Raw genomic sequence first — 15,598 nt, forward strand, 5'->3', positions numbered from 1 at the left:
CTCCCCCTCCCTTCCTTCTCTTCAACACAACGGAGGGGTCCCTCCCCCCCCTCCCCCCCCCCCCCCCGGCCCTCTCGCCGTAGATCGTGCCGTTCTCGCTACGCGCTCAGCGGGAACTGCTCGCCCAGCTCGCGGAAGACCGCGCCGTTGAAGTCGAAGGCGCGCTTGCACTCGTCGATGATGCGCTGCTTCTCCAGGTCGTCCGCGGCAATCGCGTCCAGCAGCTCGCGGTAGGTCCGCTTGAAGGCCGCCGGGTTGGAGATGTCCGCGAAGACGTAGAAGCGGACGCCGTCGCCCTTGCGCTCGAAGCCCCAGGTCCGCTCGGCCTTGTCGCGGATGATCTGGCCGCCGGAGAGGTCGCCCAGGTAGCGGGTGTAGTGGTGGGCGACGTACCCGCCCGGCCACTGGGCGGCGCACTCGGCCACGCGGGCGGCGTAGGCCTGCGTGGCGGGCAGTGCCACGACGCTCTCGCGCCAGTCGGCGCCCAGCAGGTGCGCGAGGTCCCGCTCGATCTCGGCGACGCGCATCAGCTCGGGCTGGATGAACGGGCCTGCCACCGCGTCGTCCTTCAGGGACTCGGCGGCGTCCTCCAGGGCCCGGTAGACGAACCACAGCTGCTCGGTGTAGCGCGCGTAGGCGTCCACCCCGAGCCGGCCGCCGAGCAGGTCGCTCATGAAGGTCGAGGTCTCGGCTTCGGTGTGCTGCTCGTGCGACGCGACACGGATGACGGTCGAGAAGGCGTCCAAGACGGACCTCCGGAGGAAGGGGAAACAGGCGTGGCAGCACTGCCGCCACACCTGATCCTCTTACTTAGGCTTGCCTAAGTCAATGTGTTCCCGACGCCTTGTCGGTAAAAAATTCCGGCCGCGCTCCACCGGAGGGCTACGGCAGGGTCAGGATCTCCGTCCCGGTGTCCGTCACCACCAGGGTGTGCTCGAACTGCGCGGTGCGCTTGCGGTCCTTCGTGACGACCGTCCAGCCGTCCGCCCACATGTCGTACTCGTGGGTGCCCAGGGTCAGCATCGGCTCGATGGTGAAGGTCATCCCGGGCTCGATGACGGTGGTGGCGTGCGGGCTGTCGTAGTGCGGGATGATCAGGCCGGAGTGGAAGGACGAGTTGATCCCGTGGCCGGTGAAGTCACGGACCACGCCGTAGCCGAAACGCTTCGCGTACGACTCGATGACCCGGCCGATGACGTTGAGCTGGCGGCCCGGCTTGACGGCCTTGATGGCCCGGTTCAGGGCCTCGCGGGTGCGCTCCACCAGCAGCCGCGACTCCTCGTCCACGTCGCCGCACAGGTACGTGGCGTTGTTGTCGCCGTGCACTCCGCCGATGTACGCGGTCACGTCGAGGTTCACGATGTCGCCGTCGCGCAGGACGGTCGAATCGGGGATGCCGTGGCAGATGACCTCGTTGAGCGAGGAGCACAGGGACTTGGGGAAGCCGCGGTAGCCCAGCGTGGAGGGGTACGCGCCGTGGTCGCACATGTACTCGTGGGCGACCCGGTCCAGCTCGTCGGTGGTCACCCCCGGCGCGATCAGCTTGGCGGCCTCTTCCATCGCCTGGGCGGCGATGCGGCCGGCGATGCGCATGGCCTCGATGGTCTCGGCCGTCTGCACCTCCGGTCCGGTGTACGGAGTGGGCGCGGGCTTGCCCACGTACTCGGGCCGGCGGATGTTTCCGGGAACGGAACGGACGGGAGAAAGCTCGCCTGGTACGAGCAGCGACTGGCCAGACATGCAAGCGAGTGTATCCAGCGGGGATGGGGCAGCATGGCGGCAGAGAGCGGTATCGAGAGGAGCCTGACGACGATGGCCCTGTTCAAGAAGCGCCAGGTGGGCAAAGCGGGCGAGTGGTACTACTGCCTGGTCCACCAGAAGGTCGAAGAGGGGCCCGAGTGCCCCGCCAAGGACCGGTTCGGCCCCTACGAGACCCCCGAGGACGCCGCCCGCGCCATGGAGACGGCGCAGGAACGCAACCTCGAATGGCAGAACGACCCGAAGTGGAACGACAAGACCCGCGAGGAAGAAGAGGGCACGGCCCAGTAGCGCGCCCGGGTCCGGACCCGGGTCCGGACCCGGGTCCGGCTCTGGGCCCGCCCGGGGCGGCTACCAGCGGCTGGGCGGCGGCGCGGTCAGCTGATCGGCCAGCCGCGCCAGCCGGTCCCGCAGCCCGCGCGGCCCGCGCTGCACGGGCAGGCTGTTCTCCCCGGCCGCCGCGCTGACCAGGTGCTGCACCGTGTCCAGGTCCAGCTCGGCGGAGCCTTCCGGCACCGACAGCGCGTCGTGCGCGAGCGTCCCGAGATCCGGATCGCCGCCGTCCAGGGACAGTACGGTCGCTCCCGCCCGGCGGGCGTCGTGGACCCGCTCCAGCAGCCCCTCGCCGGGCCGCTCCGGAGCCACCACCAGCAGGGTGTGCCCGCGCCGGGCCGCCTCCAGCCGGCTCAGCCCCACCGACAGGTGCGCCGGCTCCCCCGGCAGCACGCGGTGGCGTACGAGCGTGGGCGCCAGCTCGGGAAGCCCCGACCAGGCGGCCTCGTCCACCAGGTGGGCCGCCAGGTGCCAGGGCTCGTACTGCGCGGTCCCCACGAGCAGCAGGCCACCGCCGGCCGGCACCACGGCCCGCCGCAGCGAGCCGGCGAAGCGCCGCGCGGCACCCGGCCACTGCGTACCGGCCAGCACCTCGCGCAGCAGCGCGACTCTCACGGCGTCCATACCGGCATCCTGCACCATGCAACGGACATACGGGAGCGGTTCCCCGCTCTTCGACTGTGCGGTACTCGGCAGTACCCTCGCCCCCATGACCTCCACAGACAGCACGCAGCAGACCCCCGCCAAGGCGCCGGCCAAGGACCCGTGGGACCTGCCGGACGTCTCCGGCCTCGTCGTCGGCGTCCTCGGCGGCACCGGCGACCAGGGCCGCGGCCTCGCCTACCGGCTCGCCCGCGCCGGACAGAAGGTGATCATCGGCTCCCGCGCCGCCGACCGCGCGCAGACCGCCGCCGACGAGCTGGGCCTCGGCGTGGAGGGCGCGGACAACGCCGAATGCGCGCGCCGCAGCGACATCGTGATCATCGCCGTGCCGTGGGAGGGCCACGCCAAGACCCTCGAAGCACTGCGCGAGGACCTCGCGGGCAAGCTCGTGGTGGACTGCGTCAACCCGCTGGGCTTTGACAAGCAGGGCGCGTACGCCCTCCAGGTCGAAGAGGGCAGCGCGGCCCAGCAGGCCGCAGCCCTGCTCCCGGACTCCCGCGTCACCGCGGCCTTCCACCACCTGTCGGCGGTCCTGCTCCAGGACGAGTCCATCGACGAGATCGACACCGACGTCATGGTCCTCGGCGAATCCCGCGCCGACACCGACCTCGTCCAGGCCCTGGCCGCCCGCATCCCGGGCATGCGCGGAGTCTTCGCCGGCCGGCTGCGGGGCGCACACCAGGTCGAAGCCCTGGTAGCCAACCTCATCTCCACCAACCGCCGCTACAAGGCCCACGCGGGCCTGCGCCTCACGGACGTCTGAGCCGGCCGGCCGGGCCCGCGCCCTTACGCGGGCACTGCGGGGCATGGGGGACACTGGAGGGGCTCGACCCGCTTCAGTGTCCCCGAGGAGTTCCTTCCATGCCGCGCCTTGCCGTGTTCGCCATCGTCGTCTGCGTCCTCGCCATCGCCGCGGCCGTGGTCGCCTTCGTGGAGGGCAGCTTCCTCGGCATCGTCTGGGTGCTCATGGCGGGTGTGACGTCCAACATGGCGTGGTTCTACGTGCGCAAGGCCAAGGCCCAGAAGGCCGCGGGCGTCGCCCCCCAGCGCTGATCGGCCCGGCGCTGATCGGCCCGGCGTCAGTCGGCCCGCGCGTTACTCGACCGGCATAGCGCAGAAGCCGTTGCTGTCCTGCCAGAAGCGGTAGAGGTCGCGGCCGCAGTACGTCTCCAGGTCGGTCACGCCCAGCGCCGAGAGGATGCCGTTCACCGCGTCGAAGAAGAACGCGTTGACCTCCGGGATCCACAGCAGCGCGAAGACGGCGATCAGACCGAACGGGGCCAGCGGCGCCACCTCGCGGCGGATCCGGTAGGAGAGCCAGGGCTCGATGACGCCGTAGCCGTCGAGGCCCGGCACCGGCAGGAAGTTCAGGATCGCCGCCGAGACCTGGAGCAGCGCGAGGAACGCGAGCGCGAAGCGGAACGGCACCGGGACCCCGTCGAGGGCGTTCAGCCAGAACGGGGCGGTGCACACGGCCGCGAAGGCGACGTTCGTCAGCGGGCCCGCCGCCGAGATGAGGCTGTGCTTCCAGCGGCCCTGGATCCGGTCGCGCTCGATGTACACCGCGCCGCCGGGCAGGCCCAGCCCGCCCATGATCACGAAGAGCACCGGCAGGATGATGCTGAGCAGCGCGTGCGTGTACTTGAGCGGATTCAGCGTCAGATAGCCCTTGGCGCCCACCGACAGGTCGCCGCTGTGCAGGGCGGTGCGGGCGTGCGCGTACTCGTGCAGGCACAGCGAGACGATCCACGCCGACGTCACGAAGAGGAAGACGGCCAGGCCGGTGCTCGTCGAGTACCCCGTCCACACGGCCCACCCGGTGACCGCCATGACGGCGGCGATGCCGAGGAATACGGAACTGATCTGCCGCTCGCCGCGGCTGCCCTGGTGACCCATGCGGCGAAACCTATCCCGGGCCCCGGGCGGGCCGGGGCCCGGGGCCGGGGACAATGGGCCGGTGCGCTACGTGATTCTCGGCACCGCCCAGGCCGTCCGCGACGACGGAACCCCCGTCGCCGTCGGCGGAGCGCGCCTGCGTGCGCTCCTGACCGCGCTCGCGCTGCGCCCGGGCCGCGCGGTGCCGGCGCCGCTGCTCGTCGACGAGGTCTGGGCCGGGGACCCGCCCGCCGACGGCGTGGCCGCCCTCCAGGCGCTGGTCGCGCGGCTGCGGCGGGCGCTGGGGCACGGGGCCGTGCGCTCCGAGGAGGGCGGGTACGTCCTGGCCGCCGCCCGGGAGGACGTCGACCTCTACCGCTTCGAGCGCCTCGCCCGCTCCGCCGCGGCCGAGCCGGACCCTGCGGGCGCCGCCGCCCAGTACGACGAGGCCCTCGCGCTGTGGCGCGGCCCGGCGCTGTCGTCCCTCCCCGACCCGGCCCAGGAGGCCGCGCGCTGGGAGGCCGTACGGAAGGACGCGCGCCGGGGCCGGCTGGAGGCGGCCCTGGCCCTGGGCGAGGCGGAGCGGGCCCTGCCGGAGCTGGCCGCGCTGTGCGGGCAGCAGCCGCTGGACGAACCCCTGCACGCGCTGCGCATCCGCGCGCTGCGGGACGCGGGCCGCCCGGCGGAGGCGCTCGCCGCCTACGAGGAGGTCCGGCGCGACCTCGCCGCCCGCCTGGGCACCGACCCGGGACCCGCCCTGCGCGCCCTGCACGCGGAACTCCTGGCCCCGGCCCCGACGGCCCCGGCGGCAGCAGCCCCGACGGCCCCGGCGCCGAGCCCCGTACCGCTCGACCAGGGCAATCTGCGGGCCCGGCTGACCACCTTCGTCGGCCGCGAGGAGGACATCCGGGCCATCGGGGACGACCTCGCGCGGGCGCGGCTCGTCACCCTGCTCGGACCCGGCGGAGCCGGCAAGACCCGGCTCTCGCAGGAGGCCGCCGAAGCGCACGCCGCCAAGGCGCACACCGCCGAGGGCGGCTGGCCCGACGGGGTGTGGCTCGTCGAGCTGGCGCCCGTCGACGGGCCGGCCGACCCCGAGGACGTCGCCGAGGCGGCCCTCGCCGCGCTCGGCGCACGCGAGACCAAGCTGCGCGGCGCCGCCGCCGAGGAACTGCGGGCGCTGACGGAGCGGGCCGGGGACGAGCCGCTCGGCCGGCTCGCCGAACACTGCGCGCGCCGCCGCCTCCTGCTGCTGCTCGACAACTGCGAGCACGTCATCGACGCCGCCGCCGAGCTCGCAGAACGCCTGCTCACGCACTGCCCCGGCGTACAGATCCTCGCCACCAGCCGCGAACCCCTCGGCGTCCCCGGCGAGTTGCTGCGCCCGGTGGAACCACTGCCCGACCCGGTCGCGCTGCGGCTGCTGGCCGACCGCGGGGCCGCCGCCCGCCCCGGGTTCACCCCGGACGAGGACCCGGCCGCCGCCGTGGAGATCTGTCGGCGCCTCGACGGGCTGCCGCTCGCGATCGAGTTGGCGGCGGCGAGGCTGCGGCTGCTCACCCCGCGGCAGATCGCCGACCGGCTCGATGACCGCTTCCGGCTGCTGACCACGGGTGCGCGTACCTCTCGTACGCTGCTGCCGCGCCAGCAGACGTTGCGGGCGGTCGTCGACTGGTCCTGGGACCTGCTGGACGCGCCCGAACGCACCGTCCTGCGCCGGCTGTCCGTCTTCGCCGGCGGCTGCGACCTGGCCGCCGCCGAGGCCGTCTGCGCCGAGGCCGAGGGCCCGGAGGCCTGGCACGTGGCCGACGTCCTCGGCTCCCTCGTCGACAAGTCCCTCGTCGTCGCCGCCCCCGGACCCGACCGCTCCGGCATGCGCTACCGGCTCCTGGAGACCGTCGCCGAGTACGCCACCGAGCGCCTCGCCGAGGCCGACGGCGACCGCGAGGCCACCGAGCACCGCCACCTCGTCCACTACCGCGAACTCGCCCGTACCACCGAGCCGCTGCTCCGCGGCCACGGCCAGCGCGCCGCGGCCGACCGGCTCGGCACCGAGTACGAGAACATCCGTACCGCCCTGCGCCGGGCCGTCGCCACCCGGGACACCGGCGAAGTGCTCTGCCTCATCCACTCCTTGGGCTGGTACTGGCACATGCACGACCTGCGCAGCGAGTCCCGGCACTGGACCGACGCGGCCGTCGCACTGGTTCCCGACCCCTTCGCGGCGCCCGTCGTCCCCGCGGAGCCCGTGTACGAGCGGCTCGTCGACACGCCCCCGCCCTACTCCGGCGAAGTGCTCACCGAGGCCTGGCGCGCGGTCCACCTGGTCCGGCTGGCCGCCCGCGACCAGACCAACGAGGAGTGGAACACCCCGGCGGTCCGCGCCCAGGTCGACGGCATGCTCGCCACCTACCGGCCCGGACTCCCGCAGACCTGCCGGACGCCCGCCTCCCTCTGGATCTACGCCGTCATGATCTCCGGCGACCCCGGGCTGCTCCAGCTGGTCATCGACGAGACGGTCGCCACCGCCCGCGCGCTCGGCTACCGCTGGGAACTGGCCTCCGCCCTCCAGCTCCGCGCCAACATCCTCGCCAACCGGGCCGACTGGGCCGGCGACGCCTCCCGCGACGCGGACGAGAGCCTGGCCCTGTTCCGCGAGCTCGGCGACGCCTGGGGCTGCGCCGAGGCGCTCTCCGCCCGCGCCGAGTCCCGGGAGAAGCGCGGCGAGTACGGCCTGGCGGCCCGGGACTTCCGCGAGGCGATCGCGTACGCCGAACGGCTGGGCGCCAAGGCCCAGGTGACGGTCCTGCGGGTGCGGATGGCCGGGACCCTCGTCGAGAGCGGCGAGATCGCGGAGGCCGAGAAGATCCTCACCGAGATCGTCGCCACCGTCGCGAAGTTCGGCAACGAGGCCATGCCCGCCGCCCGGATGTTCCTCGCGGGCATCCTCGGCCGCACCGGGCGGATCCCCGAGGCCCGCGCCCAGCTGCAGATCCTGCGCGAGGAGTTCTCCTTCGGCGCGTTCGCCATCTTCGACGGCTTCATGCTCGGCACCATGGCCTGGCTGGACAACCAGCAGGGCAGGTACGAGGAGGCGCTCGAACACCTCCGCCAGGCCATGGGGACCGTCCAGGACCCGCTGGCCCGGATGGTGGCCCCGCAGATGCCGGCGGTCTACCTGATGACCGCCGCCCTCTCGCTGGTCTCGCTCGGCGGCCCGCGGCGGGAGTACGACGCGGCCCGGCTGCTCGGCGCCTACCGCGCCCAGCTGCCGCCCGGGCACTTCCCCGTCACCACGGAACGCGAGGACGCCGCCCGGGCCGAGGAGCTGGCCCGGGCGGCGCTCGGTGACGCAGCGTACGAGGCGGCGCACGCCGAAGGCGGCGGCCTCACCCTGGAGGAGGCCACCGCCCTGGTCTGACCCGGCCCCCCCATGCGGGGCCCGTCCCGGGACGCGATCCGGACCGGACCTGCGTCCCGGATCAGGTCTTCTGGCGGAACTTCCGTACCGCGAGCGGCATGGTGACCGCCGTGATGGCGAGCGACCAGCCGAGGGTCATCCACACGGAGTGGGCGACCGCCCCGCCGTTGATCAGGCCGCGTGCCGCGTCGGCCAGGTTGGACAGCGGGTTGTAGTCGGTGAAGGACTGGAGCCAGCCCGGCATGGTGGACGGCGGGGCGAAGATCGAGCTGCCGAACTGGAGCGGCATCAGGACCAGCATCGCCATGCCCTGGACGGCCTGAGCGGTCTTCATCGTCAGACCGAGCAGGATGAAGATCCACATCAGCGAGGCGCCGAAGACGGTCGACAGGCCGATCGCCAGGAACAGGTCCAGCACCGAGGTCTTGATCGACAGGCCCAGGATGAAGCCCACCGACAGCAGGATCGTGATCGCGACGAGCATCCGGCCGACCTCGACGACGATCTTCGCGAGGAGCACGGAGGACCGGGCGATCGGCATGGACCGGAAGCGGTCCATGACGCCCTTCTTGAAGTCGTCGTTGACGCCGGTGCCGACCGCCATCGAGATGTTCATGCCCATCATGGCCATCAGGCCCGGGATGACGTAGTTGACGTACGCCTCCTGGTTGCCCTTGCCGGAGATCGCGCCGCCGAAGACGAAGACGAACAGCAGCGTGAAGATGATCGGCATGAGCACGGCGTCGAACATCGACTCCGGGTCCTGCTTGATCTGCAGCGCGTTGCGGCGCACCAGGGCGCCGATGTGCCGCAGGTTGGCCCGCAGGCCGATCCGGCCCTCGTCGGGCGGCTCGGCGGCCGGGACCCGGGCGGGCGCGGTGTCGGCGGGCTGCTTCGTCGTGGTTACGGTGCTCATGCCGCGACCTCCTCGGTCATCTCGGTGGTGGGCTTCTGGCCGGTGATCGACAGGAACACCTCGTCCAGGCTGGGCAGGTAGGTGCCGAGGTCGGCGATCGCGTACCCGCGGGCGGCCAGCAGGCCCACCACGGCGGTCAGCTGCTCGTCGCTCAGGATCGGGACCAGCAGCACGCCCTCGTCCGGCACCGCCTGGGAGCCGGCGAGCCCGTCCAGTCCGGTCTCCGCCAGCGCGCGGGCCATGCCCGGCAGGTCGGAGTGGTCGACGGGGCGGACCCTCAGGGTCCGGCCGCCGACGCGGGCCTTCAGCTCGTCGACCTTGCCGTTGGCGATGACCTTGCCACGGTCGATGACCGTCAGCTCGCTGGCGAGCTGCTCGGCCTCCTCCATGTACTGGGTGGTGAGCAGGACGGTGGCGCCCTCGGCGACCAGCCGCTGCACCTCGTCCCACACCTCGTTGCGGGTACGGGGGTCCAGGCCCGTGGTCGGCTCGTCCAGGTAGAGGACGGCAGGGTTGCCGATCAGCGAGGCGGCCAGGTCGAGCCGGCGGCGCATACCGCCGGAGTAGTTCATGGCGGCCTTCTTGGCCGCCTCCGTCAGGGAGAACCGCTCCAGCATCTCGTCGGCACGGGTCCTGGCGTCCTTGCGGGACAGGTCGAGCAGCCGGCCGATCATGTAGAGGTTCTCCCAGCCGGAGAGCTTCTCGTCGACCGAGGCGTACTGGCCGGTCAGGCCTATGGTGCGGCGCAGCTGCCGAGGCTGGCGGACCACGTCGAAGCCCGCGACCGTCGCCGTTCCGGCGTCGGGGGTGATCAGGGTGGAGAGGCAGCGCACGAGGGTGGTCTTGCCGGCGCCGTTCGGGCCCAGTACCCCGAGGACGGTGCCCTCGCGGACATCGAGGTCCACGCCGTCGAGGGCCTTCGTCTCGCCGTAGTGCTTGACCAGCCCCCGCACCACCACGGCATTGGGGTTCTTGTCGTTTCGCGTCATGTCCACCATGGGACCAGGCGCCACTGACAACCCGCCGACAGATGACCGACAGCCCGCCGATGAACGCATCGGCGGGCTGTCGGCAGCGGTCGGACGTATTAGTGGAAGGCGTGCTCCGCCTGCGGGAACGTTCCGCCGACCACGTCCTCGGCGAAGGCCTTCGCCGCGTCGCCCATCGTCCGGCGGATGTTCGCGTACTGCTTGACGAAGCGCGGCAGCTTCCCGCTCGTCAGCCCCATCATGTCCGTCCACACCAGCACCTGCGCGTCGCACTCCGCGCCCGCGCCGATACCGACCGTCGGAATGTGCAGGGACCGGGTGACCTCGGCGGCCAGCTCGGCCGGGACCAGCTCCAGCACCACCGCGAAGGCGCCCGCGTCCTGCGCGGCCTTCGCGTCCCGCAGCAGCTGGTGCGCGGCCTCGTCGCCGCGGCCCTGCACCCGGTAGCCCATGGCGTTCACGGACTGCGGGGTCAGGCCCAGGTGCGACATGACGGGGATGCCGGACTGCACGATCAGCTCGGTCTGGCGCAGCGAGCGCTCGCCGCCCTCCAGCTTGACCGCGCCGACCCCGGCCTCCTTGACGAGGCGGGTGGCACTGCGCAGCGCCTGCACGGCGCCTTCCTGGTACGAGCCGAACGGCAGGTCACCGATGATCAGGGCCCGGCTGGTGCCCCGTACGACGGCCGCCGACAGCAGGGTCATCTCGTCCATCGTGACCGGGACGGTGGTCTCGTAGCCGAGGTGACAGTTGCCCATCGAGTCACCGACGAGCATGACCGGGATGCCGGCCTCGTCGAAGACCGACGCGGTCATCGCGTCGTAGGCGGTGAGCATGGGCCACTTCTCGCCGCGCTCCTTGGCGAGGGTGAGGTCGCGGACGGTGATGCGCCGGGTGCCCGTGCCTCCGTACAGGGTGGGGGAGGCGGCTTCGCGGGCAGGCGAAACGGCATGCGTCATTGCAACTGCTCCTTGATGTCATCTCGAGGCGCCCTTACGGCGTCCCCGGACTCACCCACCATGGTGGCACTCGTCCGGCCCGGGGCGGAAGTGGCGCGAGGACCGGTTCGTCACACTCCCGGCCGGCCCCAGGGGTGTGCGAGTGAATGTGCTTGTTTCGTGACAACCGGAACTGCGTCCGCATGGCCGTTCGTCCTCCCGGACGTACGGCCGGGACAAACGGCACGGAAGGCTCCGCTCATCGCCTAGGGTCAAGAGGCGGGAACGGAGCGCGAGCACGGCAGCGAGGGCAGTGGCATGGCACAGGCGTACATGACGGAATCGGGGAACGGCGGCTCGGATCCCGAGCCCTCCGGATCCCCGTTCCGGCGCCGGCTGGCCGAACTGAGGCGCGCCCCGGGCATCTGGCGCCGCGGGCTGGTACTGGCCGGGCTCGCCGCGCTGCTCTCCCTGGTCATGATCCTCCACGCCTCGCTGCCCAACGACGTGGGCAACCTCGGCAGCCTCACCGAGACCTTCCTGCCCTGGCTGGGCCTGGCCGTCCCGGTCCTGCTGGTCGGCGCCGTGATCCGCAAGTCCGCCACCGCGCTGATCGCGATAGTGCTGACGGCCGTGGTCTGGATGAACCTCTTCGGCGGCCTGGTCACCGACAAGTCCGGCTCCGGCGGCAACCTCATGGTCGCCACCCACAACGTCGACGCCGACAACACCGACCCCCGCGGCACCGCCGAATCGGTCGCCAAGTCCGGCGCCGACATCCTGGCCCTGACCGAGCTCAAGGGCAGCGCCGTCCCGATCTACGAGAAGGCCCTGGCGGGGACGTACAAGTACCACTCGGTCGAGGGCACCGTCGGCCTGTGGAGCAAGTTCCCGCTGACCGCCAGCCAGCCGGTGGACATCCGGATGGGCTGGACCCGCGCCATGCGCGCCACCGTGGACACCCCCCACGGGCAGGTCGCCGCCTTCGTCGCCCACCTGCCCTCGGTACGGGTCAAGCTGAAGGCCGGCTTCACCGCCAACCAGCGCGACAACAGCGCCGACGCGCTGGGCGCCGCGCTCGCCGCCGAACCGCTGAAGAACGTCATCCTGCTCGGCGACCTCAACGGCACCATGAACGACCGCGCCCTGTCCGAGGTCACCTCGCAGATGCGCTCCACCCAGGGCGCGGCGGGCGACGGCTTCGGCTTCAGCTGGCCGGCGCAGTTCCCGATGGCCCGCATCGACCAGATCATGGTCCGCGGGATCAAGCCGGAGGCCTCCTGGACCCTGCCCCGCACGGGCAGCGACCACCTCCCGATCGCGGCCCGCCTCACCGTAAAGCCGTAGCGGGCGGGCTGTGCGCGGGTCTCCGGGGAGACCCGCGCTCGCCGCTACGCCTGCTCGCCGCTACGCCTGCTCGCGCCACCCGTTCGTGATCGGCAGGCGGCGGTCCTTGCCGAAGCCCTTCGCGGAGATCTTCGTGCCCGGCGGGTACTGCCGGCGCTTGTACTCCGCGGTGTCCACCATGCGCAGGGTCTTCGCGACCAGCTCGCCGTCGAACCCGGCCCCGACGATCGCCTCCAGCCCCTGGTCGCGGTCCACGTACATCGCCAGGATCGCGTCGAGGACGGGGTAGTCCGGCAGCGAGTCCGTGTCCACCTGACCGGGTCGCAGCTCGGCGCTCGGGGGCTTCACGATGGAGTTCTCCGGGATCGGCGGGGTTTCGCCGCGCTCGGCCGCCGCCCGGTTGCGGTACTCGGCGAGGCGGAAGACGTCCGTCTTGTACACGTCCTTGATCGGGCCGTACGCGCCCACGGAGTCCCCGTACAGGGTGGAGTAGCCCACGGCCAGCTCCGACTTGTTGCCCGGGGCCAGCACGATGTGGCCCTCCTGGTTGGACACCGCCATCAGCATGGTGCCGCGCAGTCGGGACTGGAGGTTCTCCTCCGCCAGGCCGGTCAGGCCCAGCGAGCCCATGTACGCGTCGAACATCGGCTCGATCGGCACCGTGCGGAAGTTCAGGCCGGTGCGCTCGGCCAGGTCGGCCGCGTCGCCCTTGGAGTGGTCCGAGGAGTACTTCGAGGGCATCGAGATGCCGTACACGTTCTGCGCGCCGATCGCGTCGCAGGCGATGGCCGCCACGAGCGCCGAGTCGATGCCGCCGGAGAGCCCGATCAGGACGGATCGGAACCCGTTCTTCCGGACGTACGCGCGCAGGCCCACGACCAGCGCGTCGTAGATCTCCTCGTCGTCGTCGAGGCGGTCGGCGTAGCCGCCGGTCACGACCGGCTCGTACGGCTCCACCGGCTCCTCGGAGAGGATCACCCGGTCGATGCGCAGCCCGTCGTCCACCACGCCCTCGGGGGCGTTCGCGGCGGCGGCCGGCAGGTCCAGGTCCACGAGGACACAGCCCTCGGAGAACTGCGGGGCGCGCGCGATGACCTCGCCGGAGCTGTCGACGACGATCGAGTCGCCGTCGAAGACCAGCTCGTCCTGGCCACCCATCATCGCCAGGTAGGCCAGGGTGCAGCCGGCCTCCTGGGCGCGCTTGCGCACCAGTTCCAGGCGCAGGTCGTCCTTGTTGCGCTCGTACGGGGAGGCGTTGACGGAGATCAGCAGCCCGGCCCCGGCGGAGCGGGTGGCCGGGACCCGGCCGCCCTCCTGCCAGAGGTCCTCGCAGATGGCCAGGGCCACGTCCACGCCGCGCACCCGGATCACCGGCTGGGTGTCGCCGGGCACGAAGTAGCGGAACTCGTCGAACACGCCGTAGTTGGGGAGGTGGTGCTTGGCGAAGCGCAGGACGACCTCGCCGCGGTGCAGCACGGCCGCCGCGTTCTCCGGGGAGCCGGCCGGGCGGCCGAGCCGGGGCGTCGCCCTCTCGGTGCGGTCGAGGTAGCCGACGACGACCGGCAGCTCGCCGAACCCCTCGGCCGCCAGCCGCGCGGCGAGCTCGCGCAGCGCGGTGCGCGAGGCCTCGACGAAGGAGTCGCGCAGGGCGAGGTCCTCTACGGGGTACCCGGTCAGCATCATCTCCGGGAACGCCACCAAGTGGGCGCCCTGCTCGGCGGAGTGCCGGGTCCAGTGGACGACCGAGTCGGCGTTGGCGGCGATGTTGCCGACATGCGAGTCGATCTGATTCAGAGCGAGACGAAGTTGAGGCACGGGGCCCAGTCTAATCGTCTTTCTGACGCGATGTCCTGGGTCCCGCTCATTTCCGTGCCGGAGTCGGGCGGTTCGGCGGTCCGGTCCGGCGCCCGTGTCCGGCGTCCGGCTCAGCCGATCGGGCCCGCGTACTTCACGGCGGGCAGCTGGCTGCCGGGGCTGATGTCGGCCGTGACCTCCTGGGTGCCTTCGGCGACCTCGAAGGCGACGACCCCGCTGGCCGACGCGCCCGGCAGGATGTCGCCCCTGATCATCTTCGGCACGGTGCCGTCGAAGACCGGCTTGCCGGTCATGCCGTCCGCGCCGCGGAGGTTGGGGACCGCGTAGATCACGTTGATGGTCTCGGACGAGCCATTGGTGATCGTGACGGTCGTCTGCACCGCGTTGGCGACCTTCTGGTAGTCGTTCTTCGTGACGTACTTCTTCGGCTTCGACAGGCTCACCTTGACGCCGTTGGGGTACGTGAACGTCTCGCCGAACGGCAGTGCGCTGGTCAGGCCGGGGACCTGCGAGGGCGACGGGGACGGCTTCGGCGCCGGCGCCGACGGCCGGGTGCTCGGCAGCTCGGGGTACTGGTCGAGGCTCTGCCGGTAGTCGCGGTCGAGGTCCCGGTCGATCCGGGCGAAGAGGGTGCCGGTGAGGAAGAAGCCGCCGACCGACGCCCCGAGTCCGAGGACGGCGAGGACGGTGCCCACGGTCGCCATCGTGCCGCGCGGGGCGCCGGAACGGGAGCGGACCACGGCTGCGATGCCGATGCCGATACCGACGACGGACAGGAGGCCGCCGAACCAGAAGATGATCGGGATGGGGCCGAGGACGAGGCCCAGCAGCCCGAGGACCAGCGCGGCGACGGCCAGGCCGTTGGTGTCCTGCGGGGCCGGGTAGCCGGGGTACGGCGCGCCGCCCCAACCGGGGCCGACGGCGTACGGGGCTCCGGGGGGAGCGGCGTACGGGGCTCCCGGGGGAGCGGGGGCCACCGCGGCGAAGGGCGCGGGGGCGGGGGCCGGTCCGGCCGCCGGGACGGGCTCGGCCGCGGGGATGGGGACGGCCGCGGGGATGGGGACGGTCGCCGGGACGGGCTCGGCCTCCGGGACCTGGACGGTGTCGACCGGGGCCGGGACGGTGTCGACCGGGGCCGGGACGGCGTCGACCGGGGCCGGGACGGCGTCGGCCGGGGTGGGCGCGGGGGCGACCGGGACGGGCTCGGCGGCCGGGGTCGGGGGCTTCTCCAGCGACGGGGGATCCGCGGGGGCCGGTATGGAGGCGGTTTCGGGTACGGGTGTGCCCGTGGACTCCGCCGGGGGACCGGGCGGGGTGCTGGGCGGGTTCGGCGGGGTGCTCATACCGGGTGAATCCTCGTGTCGCAGTCGCAGTGGGCGCGTAATGATCACACCCTGCCACGCCACGGAGCGCGCCCGCCCCTGCTTTCCGGCCCGCGGGCCGGGCCCGGGGGGGGGGGGGGGGGGGGGGGGGGGGGGGGGGGGGGGGGGGGGGGGGGGGGGGGGGGGGGGGGGGGGAGGGGGGGGGGGGGGGGGGGGGGGGG

At 72.5% G+C, this 15,598-nt stretch carries 14 protein-coding genes; 5 read left to right on the plus strand and 9 right to left on the minus strand.

Features of this window, described 5'->3' with window-relative positions; translation table 11 throughout:
- Window positions 1-98 precede the first annotated feature (98 nt).
- Both ACZ7GJ_RS32195 and map read right to left on the minus strand, forming a co-directional pair.
- A complete protein-coding gene (locus ACZ7GJ_RS32195) occupies window positions 99-746 on the minus strand; it encodes a biliverdin-producing heme oxygenase (protein ID WP_470756633.1) in 648 nt (215 codons plus the stop codon).
- A gap of 136 nt (window positions 747-882) precedes the next feature.
- The gene (gene map / locus ACZ7GJ_RS32200) at window positions 883-1,740 is read right to left on the minus strand and encodes a type I methionyl aminopeptidase (RefSeq protein ID WP_470756635.1); all 858 of its coding nucleotides are present in this window, start codon (window positions 1,738-1,740) and stop codon (window positions 883-885) included.
- Between the two features lie 72 nt (window positions 1,741-1,812).
- Between map and ACZ7GJ_RS32205 the strand changes: the two genes are divergently transcribed.
- The gene (locus ACZ7GJ_RS32205) at window positions 1,813-2,049 is read left to right on the plus strand and encodes a hypothetical protein (RefSeq protein ID WP_470756659.1); all 237 of its coding nucleotides are present in this window, start codon (window positions 1,813-1,815) and stop codon (window positions 2,047-2,049) included.
- A 60-nt stretch (window positions 2,050-2,109) separates the two neighbouring features.
- Here ACZ7GJ_RS32205 and ACZ7GJ_RS32210 read toward each other — a convergent pair whose 3' ends face one another.
- Complete coding sequence (locus tag ACZ7GJ_RS32210) at window positions 2,110-2,715, minus strand: hypothetical protein (protein WP_365917204.1); 606 nt, start codon at window positions 2,713-2,715, stop codon at window positions 2,110-2,112.
- Between the two features lie 85 nt (window positions 2,716-2,800).
- Here ACZ7GJ_RS32210 and npdG point away from each other — a divergent pair, with 85 nt between their 5' ends.
- Together npdG and ACZ7GJ_RS32220 are read left to right on the plus strand one after the other, a co-directional pair.
- Entirely contained in the window at window positions 2,801-3,517 is a 717-nt protein-coding gene (gene npdG / locus ACZ7GJ_RS32215; RefSeq protein WP_470756637.1) for an NADPH-dependent F420 reductase, read from the plus strand.
- A 98-nt stretch (window positions 3,518-3,615) separates the two neighbouring features.
- Entirely contained in the window at window positions 3,616-3,807 is a 192-nt protein-coding gene (locus ACZ7GJ_RS32220; RefSeq protein WP_470756639.1) for a hypothetical protein, read from the plus strand.
- A 42-nt stretch (window positions 3,808-3,849) separates the two neighbouring features.
- Here ACZ7GJ_RS32220 and ACZ7GJ_RS32225 read toward each other — a convergent pair whose 3' ends face one another.
- Window positions 3,850-4,650 (minus strand): site-2 protease family protein, encoded by an 801-nt coding sequence (locus ACZ7GJ_RS32225; RefSeq protein WP_470756641.1) that lies wholly within the window; start codon window positions 4,648-4,650, stop codon window positions 3,850-3,852.
- Between the two features lie 61 nt (window positions 4,651-4,711).
- Between ACZ7GJ_RS32225 and ACZ7GJ_RS32230 the strand changes: the two genes are divergently transcribed.
- Window positions 4,712-8,050: an ATP-binding protein gene (locus tag ACZ7GJ_RS32230; protein WP_470756642.1), complete on the plus strand. Its 3,339-nt coding sequence runs from the start codon at window positions 4,712-4,714 to the stop codon at window positions 8,048-8,050.
- A 61-nt stretch (window positions 8,051-8,111) separates the two neighbouring features.
- Here the strand turns inward: ACZ7GJ_RS32230 and ACZ7GJ_RS32235 are convergent, their stop codons facing one another.
- From ACZ7GJ_RS32235 to panB, 3 genes are all read right to left on the minus strand, one after another.
- The gene (locus ACZ7GJ_RS32235; RefSeq protein ID WP_365917210.1) at window positions 8,112-8,966 is read right to left on the minus strand and encodes an ABC transporter permease; all 855 of its coding nucleotides are present in this window, start codon (window positions 8,964-8,966) and stop codon (window positions 8,112-8,114) included.
- A complete protein-coding gene (locus tag ACZ7GJ_RS32240) occupies window positions 8,963-9,964 on the minus strand; it encodes an ATP-binding cassette domain-containing protein (RefSeq protein WP_470756645.1) in 1,002 nt (333 codons plus the stop codon). The genes ACZ7GJ_RS32235 and ACZ7GJ_RS32240 overlap by 4 nt, the downstream gene beginning before the upstream one ends.
- An 89-nt stretch (window positions 9,965-10,053) precedes the next feature.
- Window positions 10,054-10,914 carry a 3-methyl-2-oxobutanoate hydroxymethyltransferase gene (gene panB / locus ACZ7GJ_RS32245; RefSeq protein ID WP_470756647.1) on the minus strand — a complete coding sequence of 287 codons (861 nt, stop codon included), beginning with the start codon at window positions 10,912-10,914 and terminating at the stop codon, window positions 10,054-10,056.
- 297 nt (window positions 10,915-11,211) lie between these two features.
- Between panB and ACZ7GJ_RS32250 the strand changes: the two genes are divergently transcribed.
- Window positions 11,212-12,240: an endonuclease/exonuclease/phosphatase family protein gene (locus tag ACZ7GJ_RS32250; protein WP_470756649.1), complete on the plus strand. Its 1,029-nt coding sequence runs from the start codon at window positions 11,212-11,214 to the stop codon at window positions 12,238-12,240.
- A 60-nt stretch (window positions 12,241-12,300) separates the two neighbouring features.
- On the opposite strand, the gene ACZ7GJ_RS32255 is transcribed toward ACZ7GJ_RS32250, so the two are convergent.
- Together ACZ7GJ_RS32255 and ACZ7GJ_RS32260 are read right to left on the minus strand one after the other, a co-directional pair.
- Complete coding sequence (locus tag ACZ7GJ_RS32255; protein ID WP_470756651.1) at window positions 12,301-14,055, minus strand: NAD+ synthase; 1,755 nt, start codon at window positions 14,053-14,055, stop codon at window positions 12,301-12,303.
- Window positions 14,056-14,165: 110 nt separating this feature from the next.
- Entirely contained in the window at window positions 14,166-15,398 is a 1,233-nt protein-coding gene (locus tag ACZ7GJ_RS32260) for a DUF4352 domain-containing protein (RefSeq protein WP_470756653.1), read from the minus strand.
- Between the last annotated feature and the right edge of the window lie 200 nt (window positions 15,399-15,598).

It is taken from the genome of Streptomyces sp. NPDC037242 (genome assembly GCF_055604165.1).

Bases quoted from the DNA above. Each gene is read 5' to 3' on its own strand.
- npdG (WP_470756637.1), top strand. From the start codon at position 2,801: ATGACCTCCACAGACAGCACGCAGCAGACCCCCGCCAAGGCGCCGGCC.
- ACZ7GJ_RS32220 (WP_470756639.1), top strand. From the start codon at position 3,616: ATGCCGCGCCTTGCCGTGTTCGCCATCGTCGTCTGCGTCCTCGCCATC.
- ACZ7GJ_RS32250 (WP_470756649.1), top strand. From the start codon at position 11,212: ATGGCACAGGCGTACATGACGGAATCGGGGAACGGCGGCTCGGATCCC.
- ACZ7GJ_RS32225 (WP_470756641.1), bottom strand. From the start codon at position 4,650: ATGGGTCACCAGGGCAGCCGCGGCGAGCGGCAGATCAGTTCCGTATTC.
- ACZ7GJ_RS32260 (WP_470756653.1), bottom strand. From the start codon at position 15,398: ATGAGCACCCCGCCGAACCCGCCCAGCACCCCGCCCGGTCCCCCGGCG.
- panB (WP_470756647.1), bottom strand. From the start codon at position 10,914: ATGACGCATGCCGTTTCGCCTGCCCGCGAAGCCGCCTCCCCCACCCTG.
- map (WP_470756635.1), bottom strand. From the start codon at position 1,740: ATGTCTGGCCAGTCGCTGCTCGTACCAGGCGAGCTTTCTCCCGTCCGT.
- ACZ7GJ_RS32240 (WP_470756645.1), bottom strand. From the start codon at position 9,964: ATGGTGGACATGACGCGAAACGACAAGAACCCCAATGCCGTGGTGGTG.
- ACZ7GJ_RS32210 (WP_365917204.1), bottom strand. From the start codon at position 2,715: ATGGACGCCGTGAGAGTCGCGCTGCTGCGCGAGGTGCTGGCCGGTACG.
- ACZ7GJ_RS32205 (WP_470756659.1), top strand. From the start codon at position 1,813: ATGGCCCTGTTCAAGAAGCGCCAGGTGGGCAAAGCGGGCGAGTGGTAC.
- ACZ7GJ_RS32235 (WP_365917210.1), bottom strand. From the start codon at position 8,966: ATGAGCACCGTAACCACGACGAAGCAGCCCGCCGACACCGCGCCCGCC.